The following is a 19680-nucleotide window of genomic DNA, read 5'->3' on the forward strand; positions in this document are numbered from 1 at the left end:
GTGCTGGCGGTGCTGCGCGGCTCGGCGGTGAACCAGGACGGCGCCAGCAACGGGCTGACCGCGCCCAACGGCCCCGCCCAGGAACGCGTCATCCGTCAGGCCCTCGCCAACGCGCGCCTCACCCCGGCCGACGTCGATGCCGTCGAGGCGCACGGGACCGGCACCCGGCTCGGCGACCCGATCGAGGCACAGGCACTGCTGGCGGCCTACGGCCAGGAGCGCGGCGACGCCGCACCGCTGTTCCTGGGGTCCGTGAAGACCAACATCGGGCACACCCAGGCCGCGGCGGGCGTCGCCGGCGTCATCAAGATGGTGATGGCGATGCGGAACGGAACGCTGCCCCGCAGCCTCCACGCCGACGAACCCACCCCGCACGTGGACTGGACCGCCGGCGCCGTCGAGCTGCTGGACCGGGAACGCCCCTGGCCCGCCCAGGACCGCCCTCGCCGGGCGGCCGTCTCCTCCTTCGGCATCAGCGGCACCAACGCGCACGTCATCCTCGAACAGGCCGAGCAGGCCGAACCGGCGGGGGAGACCGGCGACGGCCACCGTGGCCCTGTCGTCCTCCCGCTCTCCGCCCGCACCCCGCAGGCCCTGCGCGATCAGGCCGCACTGCTCGGCCGGTTCCTCGCCCCGCGCCCCGCGACAGACCTGCGGCCGACGGCCCACGCCCTGGCCACGGGACGGGCCGCCCTGGACCACCGCGCCGCACTCGTGGCCGCCGATCCGGCCGAGGCGCTGGCCGCGCTGGACGCCCTGGCGGCCGGGGACACGGCGGGCGCCGCCGTGCCGGCGGGGGAGCCGCGCACCGCGTTCCTGTTCACCGGCCAGGGCAGCCAGCGGGCCGCGATGGGACGCGAACTGTACGCCGCCGAACCGGCCTTCGCGGCGGCGTTCGACGAGGCGTGCGCCGCCCTCGACCACCACCTCGACCGTCCGCTGAAGGACGTCGTGTTCTCCGACGACCCCGAACTCCTGCACCGCACCCGCTACACCCAGCCCGCCCTGTTCGCACTGGAGACCGCCCTCCACCGGCTCCTCGACAGCCGCGGCGTCCGCCCCGACGTCCTGCTCGGGCACTCCGTCGGCTCGGTGGCCGCCGCCCACGTGGCCGGGGTGCTGTCCCTGGCGGACGCGGCGACGCTGATCACCGCACGCGGCCGGCTGATGCAGGACCTGCCGTCCGGCGGCGCGATGGCGGCCGTCGCGCTGTCCGAGGACGGGACGCGGGCCCTGCTCGACGGGCTCGGCCCCGAGATCGGCATCGCCGCGCTGAACGGGCCGCGGGCCACCGTGGTTTCCGGCGCCGAGGAGGCGGTGACGCGTCTGATCGAGCGGGCGCACCAGGACGGCGTGCGCGCTCGGCGGCTGACGGTCCACCACGCCTTCCACTCCCCGTTGATGGAACCGATGCTGGCCGCCTTCCGCGAGGTCGTGGCCGGGCTGGAGTTCCGTCCGCCGCGTATGCCGATCGTCTCGGACCTGACGGGCCACGCGGCGACCGCCGAGGAGCTCGCCTCGCCCGACCACTGGGTCCGGCACGTCCGTGAGACGGTCCGCTTCGCCGACGGCCTGCGCGTCCTGGCCGAGGACGGCGTCACCGTGTGCGTCGAACTGGGGCCGGACGCCGTGCTGACCACCCTGGCCGCCGACGCCCTGCCCGACGCCGTGACCGTGCCCCTGCTGCGGCGCGACCGCCCGGAGGGCCGCACGGTGCCGGAGGCACTGGGCGCCCTGTGGAGCGCGGGGCTCCCCGTCGACCTGGGCGACCTGGCCGCCCGGCCCGGGGCGGCGGCCGGGGCCTTGGCCGGGCAGCTGCCCACCTATCCGTTCCAGCGCGAGCGCCACTGGCTCGACGCGCCGGCACGTGCTGCCGTACGGCCCGGCGACGGCGGCCTCGCGCACCCGCTGCTCGACACGGCGGTCGAGCTCGCCGACGGCTCGGCCACCGTCTACACCGGCCGGATCTCCCTCGACGCCCAGCCGTGGCTGGCCGGGCACGCGCTGCTCGCGACGCCCGTGCTGCCCGGAACGGCGCTGCTGGAGCTCGCCCTGTTCGCGGGGCGCGAGGCCGACGCGCCCGAGGTGGAGGAACTCACCCTCCAGGCGCCGCTGCCGGTCCCCGACGAGGGGGAGGTGCGGCTGCAGTTGGTGGTCTCCGAGGCGGACGGCGAGGGACGCAGAAGCCTGTCCGTGTACTCCGCCACCGAGGGGGACGGCTGGACACGCCACGCCACTGGCGTCCTCGCCCCCGCCACGGAGATCGCCGGGGCGCAGGACCTCGCGGCGTGGCCGCCGCCGGACGGCGAGCCGGTGGACCTCACCGACGCCTACGACACGCTCGACACCCTCGGCTACCGGTACGGACCGCCGTTCCGCGGGCTGCGCCGCGCCTGGCGCCGCGACGACGCCTGGTTCGCCGAGATCACCCTCGACGAGGAATCCCCCGACGAAGAAACCCTGGGCGCCGACGAAGGATTCACACCGCACCCCGCCCTGCTGGACGCGGCCCTGCACCCGCTCGCCCTGGACGGCCCCGGCCCGTCGGGCGGCCTGCGCGTGCCCTTCTCCTGGACGGGCGTCCGCGCGCACGGCGCCATGGGCCGCTCCCTGCGGGTGCGGTTGACGCCGGACGGTCCCGACCGGACGGCCGTGATCCTCGCCGACACGACGGGTGCGCCCGTGCTGACGGCGCGGTCGCTGCTGGTGCGGGAGGCCGACCCGGCGGCACTGGCCGCGGCCCGGCCGTCGGCCCGGGTGCCCTACCGCGTGGACTGGACGCCGCTCGCCCCCTCCGGAACCGTCGTGAGGCTGCAGCCGTACGACCCGGCGACCGCCCCGGCGGTACCCGAGGACGGCCCCGCGCACAGCGTGCTGGTCGCCGACGACGACCTCACCCCCGTCCGGCTGCTCGCCCACCTGCGCGCCTGGACCGCCGCCGGGGACCTTGACCGGCGCCTGGTCGTGGTGACCCGCGAGGCGACCGCCGTGACGGCCGGCGAGCCGGTGGCCGGGCTCGCCCAGGCCCCGCTGTGGGGCCTGGTCCGCACCGCCCAGACGGAACACCCGGGGCGCTTCGTGCTCGTCGACACGGACGGCTCCGCGGCCTCCGAGGCGGCCCTGGCGGCCGCCCTGGCGACGGACGAGCCGCAACTCGCGCTCCGACAGGGGGCATTGACCGTTCCCCGGCTGTCCCTCTGCGCGCCGGCCGGCGGCGAGGTGTCCATCCGGCCCGGAACGGTCCTGCTCACCGGTGCCACCGGCGCACTCGGCGGCCTCGTCGCCGAACACCTGGTCACCCGGTACGGGGTCCGCCGCCTGCTGCTGGCCGGCCGGCGCGGCCCGGACGCCCCCGGAGCGCCGGAGCTGGTGGAACGGCTCACCGCGCTCGGCGCCGAGGTCTCCCTGGTCGCCTGCGACATCGCTGACCGGGCCGCGCTCACCGCGCTGCTCGGCTCCGTCCCTCCGGAGCACCCGCTGCGCGCGGTGGTGCACGCGGCCGGCGTCACCGCCGACGGCACACTGGAGTCGCTGACCGATGAGGCCTTCGCGCAGGTGCGCAGGCCCAAGTCCGAGGCGGCGCTGCTGCTGCACGAACTGACCGCGGACCTGGACCTGGACGCCTTCGTCCTGTTCTCCTCGATCGCCGGGCTGGTCGGCAACGCGGGGCAGGCCAACTACGCCGCCGCCAACGCCCACCTGGACGCCCTCGCCCAGCACCGGCGGGCCCGAGGGCTGCCCGCGGTCTCACTGGCCTGGGGTCTGTGGGAGACCGGTGCGGGCATGGCCGGGCAGCTGGGCGCCGCCGACCTCGCCCGGATCGCCCGGACCGGCGTCGCCCCGCTCGCGGCGGCCGAGGGACAGGCCCTCTTCGACGCCGCCCTCGCCGCCGACCCGGCCGTGGTCGTCCCCGCCCGCCTCGACCTGACGGCGCTGCGCGGACAGACCGACGCCGAGCGCGTCCCGCCCCTGCTGCGCGGCCTCGTCAAGGCCCCCGCGCGGAAAGCCGCGCCCCGGGCCGGCGGCCCGGCCCCACGCGGCGAGGACACCACCCCGCCGTGGGTGCGCAAGCTCGACGAGGCCGCTCCCGACGACCGGCCCCGCCTGGTCCTCGACCTCGTCCGGGCGACCATCGCCGAGGTCCTCGGCCACGCGCCGAACCGGCCGGTGCCGGCCGACCGCGGTCTGCTCGACCTCGGGTTCGACTCGCTGACCGCCGTCGAACTGCGCAACCGGCTGGGCGCCGAGACAGGTCTGCGGCTGCCCACCACCGTCCTGTTCGACCAGCCGACGGCCGGCGCCCTGGCCGCCCACCTGCTGGAGTCGCTGACCGACCGGCTGCCCGGCGGGGCCGCCTCCGTCCTCGCCCGGATCGGCGACCTGGAGGCCGCCTTCACCCCGCACACCGCCCTCGGCGCGGAGGCGCGCGAGCGGGCCGTCGCCCGCCTCACCGCGGTGCTGCGACGGATGACCGCCGCCGACGAACCCTCCGGCGCCACCGGACCCGGCGACGCGGTCCCCGACGCGCCCCGCCTGGACCAGGTCTCCGACGACGAATTGTTCGACCTGATCGACGGCCAGCTCGGCGCCGAGTGAGCCGCACCGCCCGCGTGACCCCCATGCCCCTGTGTGACAAGGAGAGTTGACGTCGTATGTCGAACGAGGACAGGCTTCGCGACTACCTCAAGCGCGTGACGAACGACCTTCTGCAGACCAAGGAGCGGCTGTCCAGGGTCGAGGCCGAGCGCCACGAGCCGATAGCCGTCGTCGGCATGGCGTGCCGCTACCCGGGAGGAGTCCGCTCGCCGGAGGACCTGTGGCGGATCGCCGAGTCCGGCACGGACGCCGTCTCGCCCTTCCCGGAGAACCGCGGCTGGGACACGGCCGCCCTGTACGACCCCGATCCCGGCCGCACCGGCAGGACGTACGCCAGGGAGGGCGGCTTCCTGCACGACGCCGACCGGTTCGACCCCGGCTTCTTCGGCATCAGTCCCCGCGAGGCGCTCGCCGTCGACCCGCAGCAGCGGCTGCTGCTGGAGACCGCGTGGGAGACGTTCGAGGCGGCGGGCATCGCCCCCGCCTCCCTGCGCGGATCCCGCACCGGCGTCTTCGCGGGAGTGATGTACGGCGACTACGGCGGTCGCATCCGCGAGGCCCCGGAAGGACTCGAGGGGTACATCGGGACCGGCAGCGCCGGGTCGGTGGCCTCCGGACGGCTCTCCTACACCTTCGGCCTCGAAGGGCCGGCGGTGACCGTGGACACCGCCTGCTCGTCCTCGCTGGTGGCACTGCACCTCGCCGTGCAGTCGCTGCGGCAGGGCGAGTGCGACCTCGCCCTCGCCGGCGGAGCCACCGTCATCGCCACCCCCGGCCTCTTCGTGGAGTTCAGCCGGCAGCGCGGTCTGTCCCCGGACGGCCGGTGCAAGGCCTTCGCGGCCGGCGCCGACGGCACGGGATGGGGCGAGGGCGTCGGACTGCTGCTGGTCGAGCGTCTCTCCGACGCCCGCCGCCTGGGACACCCCGTGCTCGCGGTGGTGCGCGGCTCCGCGGTCAACCAGGACGGCACCAGCGGCCAGCTCTCCGCCCCCAACGGCCCGTCCCAGCAACGGGTGATCCGCCAGGCACTGGCCGACGCGGGCTTCACGCCCGCCGACGTCGACGCGGTGGAGGCGCACGGGACCGGCACCCGACTGGGCGACCCCATCGAGGCGCAGGCCCTCATCGCGGCCTACGGTCAGGACCGCCCGGCGGAGCAGCCGTTGTGGCTGGGGTCGTTGAAGTCGAACATCGGCCACACCCAGGCGGCGGCGGGCGTCGGCGGGATCATCAAAATGGTCCAGGCGATGCGCAACGGTCTGCTGCCGCGGACGCTGCACGTCGACGAGCCGACCCCGCACGTCGACTGGTCGGCCGGCGCGGTCCGTCTCCTCACCGAGAACGTCCCCTGGCAGGCGGAGGACCGCCCGCGCAGGGCCGCCGTCTCCTCGTTCGGCATCAGCGGGACCAACGCGCACGTCATCCTTGAGGAGGCTGCCGTCCCCGAGCCCGTCGAGGAACCCGTCGGGGAGCCCGCCGGGACCGGTTCGGCGTCCGGCGGCGCGGTCGTGCCCTGGCTGCTGTCCGGGCACACCGAGCAGGCGCTGCGGGAGCGGGCCGGCGGGCTGCTGGAGTACCTGGAGGCGCGTCCCGACGCGGACGTGGACGCGGTGGCGAAGGTCCTCGCCGACGGCAGGGCGCACCTGGACCACCGGGCGGTGATCACGGCGGGCGGCGAGGGACCGCGGGAGGCCTTGCGGGCCTTGGCGGACGGTACGCCCCACCCGGATCTCGTGCAGGGCGGTGTCCGTCCGCTGGGCAGGACGGTGTTCGTCTTCCCGGGGCAGGGTTCGCAGTGGGACGGCATGGCGGCCGAACTCCTGCACAGCGCGCCGGTGTTCGCCGACCATGTGCGAGCGACGGCGCTCGCCCTGGAGCCGCACACCGGGTGGGACCTCCTGGACGTTCTGACCGGTGCGCCCGGCGCTCCTCCCGCCGACCGGGTGGACGTCGTGCAGCCCGCGCTGTTCGCGGTCATGACCGGCCTGGCGGCGCTGTGGCGCCACCACGGGGTCCACCCGGACGCGGTCGTCGGCCACTCGCAGGGCGAGATCGCCGCAGCCTACGTGGCCGGGGCGCTCAGCCTGGAGGACGCGGCGAAGGTGGTGGCGCTGCGCTCGAAGGCCCTGCTGTCGCTCGCCGGGACCGGCGGCATGGCGTCGGTGCCCCTGCCGGCCGACCGGACCGCCGACCTGCTCGCCGGGTACCACGACCTCCACGTCGCCGCGCACAACGGGCCCGGCACCACCGTCGTCGCCGGACACGCCGGCGAACTCGCCCGCCTGGTCGCCACGCTCAACGAACAGAACGTCCAGGCGCGCACCATCCCCGTCGACTACGCCTCCCACACCCCCCACGTCCACCCGCTCAAGGACACGCTCCTGGAGCTCCTGCGGGGCATCACCCCTCGGACGGGCGCCGTCGCCTTCTACTCCACGCTCACCGGCGCGAAGACCGACACGACGAGCCTGACGGCCGAGTACTGGTTCGAGAACCTGGCCAACCCCGTCCTCCTCCGCCCCGCGCTCGAGGCGCTCGCCGCCGACGGCCACACCACGTTCGTCGAGTCCAGCCCCCACCCCGTCCTCACCACTCCGGTGACGGACACCACCGACGCCCTCGATCAGGACAACCCCGCGGTCGTCACCGGAACCCTGCGCCGCGACGACGGCGCCCTCACCCGCTTCCACACCTCCCTCGCCCACCTGCACACCCACGGCCACCCCACCGACTGGCACACCCCTGACCCGGTCGGCGCACCGCCCGGCGACCTCCCCGCCTACCCCTTCCAGCGCCGGCGCTACTGGCTGGAGGACGGCGCCACCGGCGGGGACCCGGAGAGCCTCGGTCTGCGGGCGACCCGGCACCCGCTCCTCTCGGCGGCGACGACGCTGGCGGAGGGGGACGCCCTGCTGCTCACCGGGCGGACGGCTGCCCGGGCTCACGGCTGGCTCGGCGACCGGACCCTCAACGGCACCGTCGTCCTCGAACTCGCGCTCCAGGCAGGGAGGTTGCTTGGCCTGCCCGTGGTGGAGGAACTGACGGTCGGGACGCCGGTCGCCGTCCCGCCGGGCGGCGGGATCGACCTGCAACTGTCGGCCCACGCGTCGGCCACGGGCGACGGGCGCAGGGAGTTCGTTCTGGCCGCCCGGCCGTACGAGGACGCGCGGGACGACACATCGCTGGACCGCCCGTGGACCCGGCTGGCGTCAGGCGTCCTCGCCGAAACTCCCGCGGACGCGCCGGAGGACCTGACGGCCTGGCCCCCGCCGGGCGCCGTGGCCGAGCCGCCCCACGAGGAGGCGGACGCGGACGCCCCGGCCACCGTCTGGCGGCTGGACGGCGATCTCTACGCCGAGGTGGCGCTGCCCGACGAACTCGAAGGCGAGGCACGCGGTTTCGCCGTCCACCCGCTCCTGCTGGACGCCGCCCTGCGCCCGGTGTTCGACGATGCCGACGACACGTCCTTCGTTCCCGGGGCGTGGCACGGCGTCACCCTGCACGCCACGGGCGCCGCCGCACTCCGCGTCCGCGTCCGGACCTCCTCGGACGGCAGCAGGACGCTGACCCTGGCCGACGTGGCGGGTGCCCCGGTGGCGAGCGTGAGGGCCGTCGCGCCGGTCGCCCTGCCCGACTCCACGACCGAGCGGCACGACTGGCTGTACGGCCTCGACTGGCTGCCCCTGCCCCCGGCGTCCGTCACCGCCGCGCAGGCCCCGGTCGAATGGGCGGTGCTCGGCGACGCGGTGGACCCCGCCCAAGCGTTCGACGCCGCGCGCCGGGTGTCCTACGCCATCGGCGACGAGCGGGCGCCCTCCCTCGTCGTGCTCGCCGAGCAGGACACCGTGGCGCTGTTCGGCGCGCTGCGAGGACTGCTGGCCGACGAGGCGGCGGGCGACAGCCGGATCGTGGTGCTGACCCGGCACGCGGTCACCACCCACCTCGACGACGTGCAGGACCTCGCCCCGGCGGCCGCGTGGGGGCTGGTGCGCAGCGCGCAGTCCGAACACCCTGGCCGGATCACCCTGGTCGACGTGGACGGCGATCCCTCCTCGCTCCTCGCCCTGTCCGCCGCGTCGGCGGCGGGGGAGGAGCAGGTCGCGGTGCGGGGAGGGCAGCTCCTGGCCCCCCGCCTCGCCCGTTCCGCACCGCCGGAGTACACGCAGGCGGCGCCGGCGCCCGACCCGTCGGGGACCGTGGTCGTCTCCGGCGGCGGCGACCTCGCGGCCTCGGCCGCCGAGTACTTCGTCTCCGTCCACGGCGCACGCCGCCTGCTGCTCATCGGTGGGGGCGAGGAGGTGGCGCGGTCGCTGGCCGGTGTGGACGTCGAGGTGCTGGTCGCGGAGGGAACGGCCGCGGACCGCGACGCCCTGGCCGCCGCGCTGTCCCTGCTGCCGGCCGACCGGCAGCCGACCGCGGTGGTGCACGTGGCGGAGCCGGCCCCCGAGGCGCTCGTCCTGTCCACGCCGCACGAGGACTTCGCGGAGACCCTGCGCACCGGCACGGACGCCGCCTGGAACCTGCACGAACTGACCCTGGGCGGCGCCCTGACCTCCTTCACCCTGCTCGCCGCCGACCCCTCGGCCGCCCTGGGCGGCACGGGTCAGGCGGCACGGGCCGCCCTCGGCGCGTACCAGGACGCCCTGGCCCAGCACCGCAGGGCGCTCGGCCTGCCGGCGGTGTCCCTCGCCTGGGGACCCCGCGAGGACGGGCCGGCGCAGCAGCCGTCAGGGCTGGCGCCCTTTACCGCCCGGCGCGTGGTGGAACTGCTCGGCCTCGCCCTGCGCTCCCAGCGGCACGGCGTGCTCCTCGCCGCACGCCTGGACCGGCCCGCGACGGAGGAACGCGCCGCGGCGGGACTGCTGCCGCCGGTGCTGCGTTCGGTGGTGCGCACGGTCAGGGCGGCCACCGCCGGCACCGGCGCCGCCGCCGGTTCGCTCGCGTCCACCCTGACCGGGCTGCCCGAGGCCGACCGGCGACGCCTGCTGCTGGACCTGATCCGGGCCCAGGTCGCCGGAGTGCTCGGTCACTCGGCCCGTGACGGCATCGACACCTCGCGGGCGTTCAAGGACCTGGGCTTCGACTCGCTCACCGCCGTGGAACTGCGCAACCGGCTCAACGCGGCGACCGGCCTCACACTGCCCAGCACCCTCCTGTTCGACCACCCGTCGCTCGAGGCGCTCGCCACCCATCTGCGGACCGAACTCGTCGGGACCGCCGTGCCGGCCAACGCGGGGCGGTCCGGCGCGACGTACGTCGGCGAACCGATCGCGATCGTCGCCATGGCCTGCCGCTACCCCGGCGGGATCACCTCGCCGGAGGACCTGTGGCAGGTGGTCGCCTCCGAGAGCGACGTCATCTCGCCGTTCCCCGACGACCGCGGCTGGGACCTGGACCGGCTGTTCCACCCCGACCCGGAGCACACCGGCACCTCCTACGCCCGCGAAGGCGGCTTCCTGCGGGACGCCGACCGCTTCGACCCCGGCTTCTTCGGCATCAGCCCGCGGGAGGCCACCAGCATGGACCCCCAGCAGCGGCTGCTGCTGCAGGCGGCCTGGGAGGCGTTCGAGGGGGCGGGCATCGACCCGACCTCCCTGCAAGGCTCCCGCACCGGTGTCTTCGCCGGCGTCGTCTACACCGACTACGGCTCACGGGTGAAGCTGCCCGCCGACATGGAGGGCTACCTCGGCTTCGGCAGCGCGGGCAGCATCGCCTCCGGCCGCATCGCCTACACGCTGGGACTGGAGGGACCGGCGGTGACGGTGGACACCGCCTGCTCGTCCTCGCTGGTGGCCCTGCACCTCGCCGTGCAGTCGCTGCGCCTCGGCGAGTGCGACCTCGCGCTCGCCGGCGGAGCGACCGTGCTGTCCCACCCCGACATCTTCATCGGCTTCAGCCGGCAACGCGGACTCGCCCGCGACGGCCGTTGCAAGGCGTTCGCCGCGGCCGCCGACGGCACCTCGTTCGGCGAGGGCGTGGGGCTGCTCCTCGTGGAGCGCCTCTCCGACGCCCGCCGCAACGGCCATCCGGTGCTCGCTCTGGTCCGGGGCACCGCCACCAACCAGGACGGCGCCAGCAACGGCCTCACCGCCCCCAACGGCCCGTCGCAGCAACGTGTGATCGGGCAGGCGCTCGCGGACGCCGGGCTCGCCCCGGGTGACGTGGACGCGATGGAGGCGCACGGGACGGGGACCACGCTCGGCGATCCGATCGAGGCGCAGGCACTGATCGCGGCCTACGGCCAGGACCGCCCGGCGGAGCGGCCGTTGCGGCTGGGGTCGTTGAAGTCGAACATCGGTCACACCCAGGCGGCGGCGGGCGTGGGCGGCGTGATCAAGATGGTCCAGGCGATGCGCCACGGTCTGCTGCCGCGGACGCTGCACGTCGACGAGCCGACCCCGCACGTCGACTGGTCGGCAGGGGCCGTGGAACTGCTCACCGAGTCGCGCGAGTGGGCCCCCGACGGCCGCCCGCGCCGCGCCGGGGTCTCGGGCTTCGGGATGAGCGGCACGAACGCGCACGTGGTCCTGGAGGAGGCGCCCGAACCCGAACCCGTCGGGGAGCCCGTCGGGACCGGTTCGGCGTCCGGCGGCGCGGTCGTGCCCTGGCTGCTGTCCGGGCACACCGAGCAGGCGCTGCGGGAGCGGGCCGGCGGGCTGCTGGAGTACCTGGAGGCGCGTCCCGACGCGGACGTGGACGCGGTGGCGAAGGTCCTCGCCGACGGCAGGGCGCACCTGGACCACCGGGCCGTCGTCGCGACCGGCGACCCCGACCGGCTCAGGGAGGCGCTGGCGGCGCTGGCCGCGGGCACCGCGCACGCGGATCTCGTGCGGGGCGGTGTCCGTCCGCTGGGCAGGACGGTGTTCGTCTTTCCGGGGCAGGGTTCGCAGTGGGACGGCATGGCGGCCGAACTCCTGAACACCTCACCGGTGTTCGCGGAACATGTCGCGGCCACGGCACGGGCCTTGGAGCCGCACACCGGGTGGGACCTTCTCGACGTTCTGACCGGGGCGCCCGGCGCTCCTCCCGCCGACCGGGTGGACGTCGTGCAGCCCGCGCTGTTCGCGGTCATGACCGGCCTGGCGGCGCTGTGGCGCCACCACGGCGTCCACCCGGACGCGGTCGTCGGCCACTCGCAGGGCGAGATCGCCGCCGCCTACGTGGCCGGGGCGCTCAGCCTGGAGGACGCGGCGAAGGTGGTGGCGCTGCGCTCGAAGGCCCTGCTGTCGCTCGCCGGGACCGGCGGCATGGCGTCGGTGCCCCTACCGGCCGACCGGACCGCCGACCTGCTCGCCGGGTACCACGACCTCCACGTCGCCGCGCACAACGGGCCCGGCACCACCGTCGTCGCCGGTGACGCCCGCGAAGTCGCCCGCCTGGTGGCAGCACTCGAGGAGCAGAACGTCCAGGCGCGCACCATCCCCGTCGACTACGCCTCCCACACCCCCCACGTCCACCCGCTCCAGGACACCCTGCTCGACGTCCTCGACGGCATCACTCCCCGGGAGGCGGACCTCGCGTTCTACTCCACGCTCACCGGCGGCCGCATCGACACCTCGGAGCTGACACCCGAGTACTGGTTCGAGAACCTGGCCAACCCCGTCCTGCTGCACCCCGCGCTCGAGGCGCTCGCCGCCGACGGTCACACCACGTTCGTCGAGTCCAGCCCCCACCCCGTCCTGCTCACCCCGCTCACCGACGCCACCGACGACGCCACCGCGGTGGTCACCGGGACGCTGCGCCGCCACCGCGGTTCGCTCACCCGGTTCCACCAGTGCCTGGCCCACCTCCACGCCCACGGACACCCCACCGACTGGCACGTCCCCGCCCCGGCCACCGCACCCCCGACCGACCTCCCCACCTACCCCTTCCAGAATGCCCGTTACTGGCTGGAAGGTCCCGCGGCGCACACCGACGCCGGACACCTCGGGCTGGACGCGACGGACCACCCCGTCCTGTCCACGGCGACAGCGCTCGCGGAGACGGACACCGTCGTGCTCAGCGGCCGGCTGTCCACGCGGTCGCTCGGCTGGCTCGCCGACCACGCCGTCGACGGCACCGTGCTGGTGCCGGGCACCGCGCTGCTGGAGTTCGCCGTGCAGGCGGCCCAGGCGGCCGGCGGCAACCGGGTCGACGAACTGACCCTCGAGACACCGCTGCTGATCCCCGAACGGGGCGCGGTGCGGGTCCAGGTGACGGTCGAGGCCGCGGACGAGGACGGCAGCCGCCGGGTCGCGGTGCACGCGCGCCCCGACGACGACGGCCAGGACACCGCCTGGACGCGCCACGCGACGGGCACGGTCGATCCGGTGGCCCGGCCCGTGCCGGCCGCCGGATGGGCCGCCTCCTGGCCGCCCGCGGACGCCGACCCGCTGGAGGTGACGGACCTCTACGACCGCTTGGCGGAGCTCGGCTACGAGTACGGGCCCGCCTTCCGCAACCTCACCGCCGCCTGGCGGTCGGACGACACGGTGTACGCGGAGGTGGCCCTCGACGGCCGATGGCACGACGAGGCCGCCCGGTACGCGCTCCACCCCGCCCTGCTCGACTCGGCGCTGCACACCATGGCCCTGGGCGACTTCCTCGGTGAAGGGGTCCGGCTGCCGTTCAGCTGGAGCGGAGTGGGCCTGGCTGCCGCCGGGGCGACGGCCCTGCGGGTCGCCGTCGCCCCGGGGCCCGACGGCGACGACTCCGTCCGGCTGTCCGTCGCCGACCCGGCCGGCGCCGTCGTCGCCGTCGCCGAGTCCCTGGTGCTGCGCCCCGCAGCCCCCGAACACCTGCCGTCCGCACACCGCACGGCCGGCGCCGTCCGGTCGCTGTACGAGCTGGACTGGCAGGAACTGCCTCTCCCCGGCAGCGACGAGGGGACGGCCGTAACGTCGTTCGACGTGCTGGAGGCCCCCGCCGGGCAGGAGGGAACCGTCCCCGAGGCCGTCGCCGGCTCGGTGAACGCGCTGCTCGCCCACCTGGGGGACGCCCTCGCCGAGGAGGACGCGGACGACGGCCGGACGGACGGGGTGGCGCGGCCCGTGGTGGTCGTGACCCGGCGGGCGGTCGCCGCCGCGCCGGGCGACCCGGTGGACCTGACGGCCGCACCGCTGTGGGGCCTGGTCAGGTCCGCCGCGACGGAGCACCCCGGGCGCGTCGCCGTCGTCGACACCGACGACACGCCCGCCTCCCGACAGGTCCTGGCCGCCGCGGTGGCCACGGGCGAACCCCAACTCGCCCTGCGCGACGGACGCGTTCTCGTGCCGCGGCTGAGGCCCGTCGGCGCCGAGGCGGGCGTCGCCCCGCCCGGGGACGGTTCGGCCTGGCGACTGGAGACGCCCGGCGGATCCCCGGACGACCTGCGGGCCGTTCCGCGCCCGGAGGCGCTCGAGCCCCTCGCCGCCGGGCAGGTGCGCGTCGCGGTGCGGGCGGCCGGACTCAACTTCCGTGATGTCCTGCGCGCCCTGGGCATGGTGCCGGGAGAGGAGCCGCTCGGCACCGAGGCGGCCGGCACCGTGCTCGAGACCGGCCCCGGCGTCGAAGGACTCGTCGTGGGCGACCGGGTGTTCGGCCTGGTGCAGGGCGCGGCCGGCCCCGTGGCCGTGGCGGACCGACGGCTGCTCGCCCGGATCCCGGACGGCTGGTCCTACCCGACGGCGGCAGCGGTGCCGGCGGTGTTCACCACCGCCCACCACGGCCTCGTCGAACTCGCCCGGCTCGGCCGCGGTGAACGGGTGCTGATCCACTCGGCGGCCGGAGGCGTGGGCCTCGCGGCGGTCCAGATCGCCCGGCACCTGGGCGCCGAGGTGTTCGGCACGGCGAGCCCCGCCAAATGGGGCGCCCTGCGCGCGGCCGGACTCGACGACGCCCACCTGGCCTCCTCCCGGACCACGGAGTTCGAGGACCGGGTGCGCGCAGCCACCGACGGCCGCGGGGTCGACGTGGTGCTCAACTCCCTGACCGGCGAGTTCGTCGACGCCTCGCTGCGGCTGCTGCCCAGCGGCGGACGCTTCGTGGAGATGGGCGTCGCCGATCTGCGCGACCAGGCCGCCGTCGACGCCGTCCGTCCGGGCGTCGCCTACCAGCCGTTCGAACTGCTGGACATGGACCCGGCCGAGGTCGGCGCCTCGCTGGCCGCCGTCCTCGCCCTGTTCGAGCGGGGCGAGCTGACGCCGCTGCCGGTGACGAGCTGGGACGTCCGCCGGGCGCCCGCCGCCTTCCGGTACTTCTCCCAGGCCCGGCAGGTGGGCAAGGTCGTCCTGACCCTCCCGCCCGCGAGCGCCGCCGGGCAGGGCGCCGGGACGGTGCTCGTCACCGGGGGCACCGGCACCCTGGGCGCGGCGCTCGCCCGGCACCTGGTGCGCGAACACGGGGTGCGCAGCCTGCTGCTGACCGGCCGGCGCGGGCCCGAGGCGCCCGGGGCCGCCGAACTCGCCGCAGAACTCACCGAGGCGGGCGCCCAGGTGCGGATCGAGGCCTGCGACGCCGCCGACCGGGACGCGCTGGCCCGGCTGCTGGCCTCGGTGCACCCCGACCGGCCGCTGACCGGCGTCGTCCACGCCGCGGGCGTCCTCGACGACGGCGTCCTGTCGTCCCTGACCGTGGAGAAGGTCGCCGCGGTGCTGCGGCCCAAGGCCGACGCGGCCTGGAACCTCCACGAGCTGACACGGGAGGCGGACCTGTCGATGTTCGTGCTCTTCTCGTCGGCCTCCGGCCTCCTCGGCGGGGCGGGCCAGGCCAACTACGCGGCCGCCAACGTGTTCCTGGACGCGCTCGCCGAGCACCGGCGCCGCCGGGGACTGCCCGCCCAGTCGCTGGCCTGGGGCATGTGGGAGGCGGCGAGCGGGATGACCGGACACCTCGCGGCGGCCGACCGGGCCCGCATCGCCCGCGGCGGGCTCGCTCCGATGACCGTCGAGGACGGCATGGCCCTGTTCGACGCCGCGCTGGAGGACGGCGGCCCGCTGCTCGTCCCCGCGCCGCTGGACGTGGCGGGACTACGGTCCGGCGCCGTCGCGGGCGGGGTGCCTGCCGTGCTGCGGGCGGTGGTCCGCGCACCCGTGGTGCGGCGGGCGGCCCAGGCCACCCCCGCCACGTCGGCCGGTCTGGCCGAGCGGCTGGCGGCCCTGCACGGACCGGAGCGGGAGCGGGCGGTGCTCGCCCTGGTGCGGGAGCAGGTCTCGGCGACCCTCGGCCACACCACGGCGGACGGCATCGAGGCCGACCGGGCGTTCAAGGAGATCGGGTTCGACTCCCTCACCTCCGTGGAACTGCGCAACCGGATCGGCGCGGCCACCGGGCTGCGGCTGCCCACGACGCTCGTCTTCGAGCACCCGACGCCGGCGGCGCTCGCCGGGCACCTGGTCGGCCTGCTCGCGCCGGAGGACCCGGTGGCGGACCTGGACCGGCTGCTCGCCTCCGTGACCGTCACAGGGCCCGACTTCCCCCGGCTCCGGGAGCGGCTGCGCGCGGCCCTGTGGCTCTGGGACGAGGAGGCCGGGCGGCAGGACGCACCGCCCGCCGGCCCGGCGGGAGCCGCCGCCGAGGACCGGGACCTGTCCGACGCCGACGACGAGGAGCTGTTCCGCGCGCTGGACGAGGAGTTCGACGCCAGCTGACGCCGACGGGAGCGCGCCCCGGCACCCGAGGGGCGCGCGGCCGTGGGCCGACCGAGAAGAGAGTGCTACCGCGATGAGCGACATCGACAGCGACACCGCCACCGGCAACGAGGCGAAGCTGCGGGACTACCTGCGGCGGGCGACGGCCGACCTGCGGCAGGCCCGCCGCCGGGTGAGGGAACTGGAGGAGAAGGAGCACGAACCGGTCGCGGTCGTGGCCATGGCCTGCCGCTTCCCCGGCGGCGTCCGTTCGCCCGAGGACCTGTGGGACCTGGTGTCGAAGGAACGGGACGCCGTGTCCGCGCTCCCCGAGGACCGCGGCTGGGACACCGAGGCGCTCTACGACCCCGACCCGGACCGGGCGGGGACCGCCTACACCCGCGAGGGCGGCTTCCTGCACGACGCCGCCGGGTTCGACGCCGCGTTCTTCGGCATGGGACCGCGCGAGGCCGTCGCCACCGATCCCCAGCAGCGGCTGCTGCTGGAGGTGGCGTGGGAGACCTTCGAACGCGCCGGCATCGCGCCGGACTCGCTGCGCGGCAGCCGGACCGGGGTGTACACCGGCGTGGTCTCCCAGGCGTACGTGCCGCCGGCCGACCGGGTGCCCGCCGGGTACGAGGGGCACCTGATGACCGGCAACGCGACCAGCGTCGCCTCCGGGCGGATCGCCTACCACCTGGGCCTGGAAGGGCCCGCGGTCACCCTCGACACGGCGTGCTCGTCGTCCCTGGTGGCCATGCACCTGGCGGCGCAGGCACTGCGCCGCGGCGAGTGCGACCTGGCGCTCGCGGGCGGTGTCACGGTGATGGCGACGCCGCTGCTGCTGGTCGAGTTCAGCCGCCAGCGCGGGCTCTCGCCGGACGCCCGCTGCAAGGCGTTCTCCGCGGCCGCCGACGGCACGGGCTTCGCCGAGGGCGTCGGCACGGTCCTGCTGGAACGGCTCTCCGAGGCGCGGCGGCGCGGCCACCGCGTCCTCGCCGTGCTGCGCGGCTCCGCGGTCAACCAGGACGGCGCGAGCAACGGGCTCACCGCGCCGAACGGCCCCACCCAGGAACGGGTCGTCGCGCAGGCGCTGGCCGACGCCCGGCTGGCGCCGCAGCAGATCGACCTGGTCGAGGCGCACGGCACGGGCACCCGGCTCGGAGACCCGATCGAGGCGCGGGCGCTGCTCGCCGCCTACGGGCAGGGACGGCCCAAGGACCGGCCGCTGTACGTCGGCTCCCTCAAGTCGAACATCGGGCACACCCAGGCCGCGGCCGGCGTCGCCGGCGTGATCAAGGCCGTGCTGGCGATCCGGCACGGGGTCATGCCCCGGAGCCTCCACCTCGACGAACCCACCCCGCACGTCGACTGGTCCGCCGGAGCGGTCGAACCGCTCACCGCGACGATCCCCTGGCCCGACCGGGGCCGCCCGCGCCGGGCCGGGGTGTCGTCGTTCGGCATCAGCGGGACCAACGCCCACGTCATCATGGAACAGGCCTCGCCCGACGAGCCGTCGGCGCGGGACACCCCGCCCGGCGGGGACGCGGAACCGGTGGGGGAGCCCGTCGCTCCCTGGGTGCTGTCCGCGCGGACCGAGGGCGCCCTGCGCGCGCAGGCGGAACGCCTGGCCGCGCACCTCACTCGTACGGCGCACGCCGACGCCGACGCGGGCGACGTGGGACGGACGCTGGCGCTGGGGAGGGCCTCGCTGCGGCACCGCGCGGTCGTCCTTCCGGGCACGGCGCAGGAGCGCCTCGCTGCGCTCCGGGCGGTCGCGGAAGGCCGCCGCGACCCCAGGGCCGTGACCGGAACCGCGGCCGAACGGCTCGCCACCGCCTTCCTGTTCACCGGCCAGGGCAGCCAGCGGCCCGGCATGGGCCGGGAGTTGTACGCGACGCGGCCGGTGTTCCAGGAGGCGGTGGACGAACTGTGCGAGGCGTTCGGCCCGCACCTGGACCGCCCGCTCCTGCCGCTGCTCCTGGCCGGCCCGGACGACCCCGCGACGGCGCTGCTGGAGCGCACCGAGTACGCCCAGCCCGCCCTGTTCACCCTGGAACTGGCGCTCTTCCGGCTGCTGCGGCGGCTGCTGCCGGAACCCGACTTCCTCGCCGGTCACTCCCTCGGCGGGATCACCGCCGTCGCCGCGTCGGGCGCGCTGTCCCCCCAGGACGCCTGCGCCCTGGTCGCCGCCCGCGGCCGGCTGATGGGCGGGGGCCCGCGGCACGGGGCGATGGCGGCGTGCGAGGCGTCCGAGGAGGAGGTGCGCGAGGTGCTGGCGGACCACCCCGGGGCAGCAGACGTCGCCGCGGTCAACGGCCCGACGGCGACGGTGGTCTCCGGGGACGCCGAGGCGGTCGAGGAGATCGCACGGGTCTTCGCCGGCCGCGGCCGCCGTACCCGCCGGCTGCGGGTCGGCCACGCCTTCCACTCGGCGCACATGGACGCCGCCGTGGAGCCGCTGCGCCAGGTGGCGGCCGGCCTGCGGGTGGGCGATCCGTCCGTCCCGGTGATCTCCGACCTCACCGGACTGCCGCTCACCGGCGAGGAGTTGCGCGACCCCGGCCACTGGGGACGGCAGGTGCGCTCACCCGTGCGGTTCGCCGAGGTCGTCGCCACCCTGCACGGCGCCGGCGTGACCGCCTTCGTGGAGGTGGGCCCCGACGCGGTGCTCTCGGCCCTCGTCGAGCCCTGCCTGCCGCCCGGAGCCGCACCGCTCGTCGCCCCGGCGATGGTGCGGGACCGGTCCGAGGAGGCGTCCCTCGCCGCCGCCTTGGCCCGGCTGCACGTCGCCGGCGCCCGCGTCGACTGGGACCACTGGTTCGGCGGTCCGCCCCGGCCCGCGATCGACCTGCCGACGTACCCGTTCGAGCACCGCCGCTTCTGGTGGCCGGCGGAGGCGTTCGGCGCGGCCCGTGCGGACGGACCGGACGGACCGGGCCGGGCGTCCGACGCGGTGGCGGCCCCGGGCGGCGCCGCCCCGGCCCCGGCCGCGAACGGCACTACGCCCCCCGCCCCGGACGGCACCCCCGCCCCGGCCCGGGTGGTGGCCGACGCCGCGGCCACCGCCGGGGACGGTGGCGCGGACGGAGCGCCGGCGCGGGACGGGGCAGGGGAGAGCGCGTCGTCGGCCGGGGAACGCCACCCGGAGTCGATGCTCGACCTCGTCCTCGCCCACACCGCCGACGTGCTCGGTCACGACGCACCGGAACGGATCGGTCCGGAGGAGAAGTTCCTCGACGTCGGCCTGTCGTCCTTCACGGCACTGGAGGTGCGCAACCGGCTGTGCGAGGTGACGGGACTCCGGCTGCCGCCCGTCCTGCTGTTCGACCACCCCACGCCGGCCGAGGTCGCCCGCTACCTCGAGCAGGCCGCGGCCACGCGGTGACACCACGGGGCGGGGGGGGGGGGGGGGGGGCCGCGCCGCCCCCCCCCCCCCCCCCCCCCCCCCCCCCCCCCCCCCCCCCCCCCCCCCCCCCCCCCCCCCCCCAAAAAAAAA

3 protein-coding genes are annotated in these 19680 nt (G+C 76.2%); all 3 read left to right on the forward strand.

Annotation, left to right across the window (positions count from 1 at the left end):
- Positions 1-4596, forward strand: a 4596-nt coding sequence (locus ACFRAV_RS29280) for an SDR family NAD(P)-dependent oxidoreductase (RefSeq protein ID WP_382559989.1), incomplete at its 5' end; no start/stop codon positions are given.
- A gap of 56 nt (positions 4597-4652) precedes the next feature.
- The gene (locus ACFRAV_RS29285) at positions 4653-16202 is read left to right on the forward strand and encodes an SDR family NAD(P)-dependent oxidoreductase (RefSeq protein WP_382559993.1); all 11550 of its coding nucleotides are present in this window, start codon (positions 4653-4655) and stop codon (positions 16200-16202) included.
- A 73-nt stretch (positions 16203-16275) separates the two neighbouring features.
- A complete protein-coding gene (locus tag ACFRAV_RS29290; RefSeq protein WP_382559996.1) occupies positions 16276-19569 on the forward strand; it encodes a type I polyketide synthase in 3294 nt (1097 codons plus the stop codon).
- Positions 19570-19680 lie beyond the last annotated feature (111 nt).

The organism is Streptomyces sp. NPDC056600 (genome assembly GCF_042792855.1).
Classification (GTDB): Bacteria; Actinomycetota; Actinomycetes; order Streptomycetales; family Streptomycetaceae; genus Streptomyces.

Bases quoted from the DNA above. Each gene is read 5' to 3' on its own strand.
- ACFRAV_RS29290 (WP_382559996.1), top strand. From the start codon at position 16,276: ATGAGCGACATCGACAGCGACACCGCCACCGGCAACGAGGCGAAGCTG.
- ACFRAV_RS29285 (WP_382559993.1), top strand. From the start codon at position 4,653: ATGTCGAACGAGGACAGGCTTCGCGACTACCTCAAGCGCGTGACGAAC.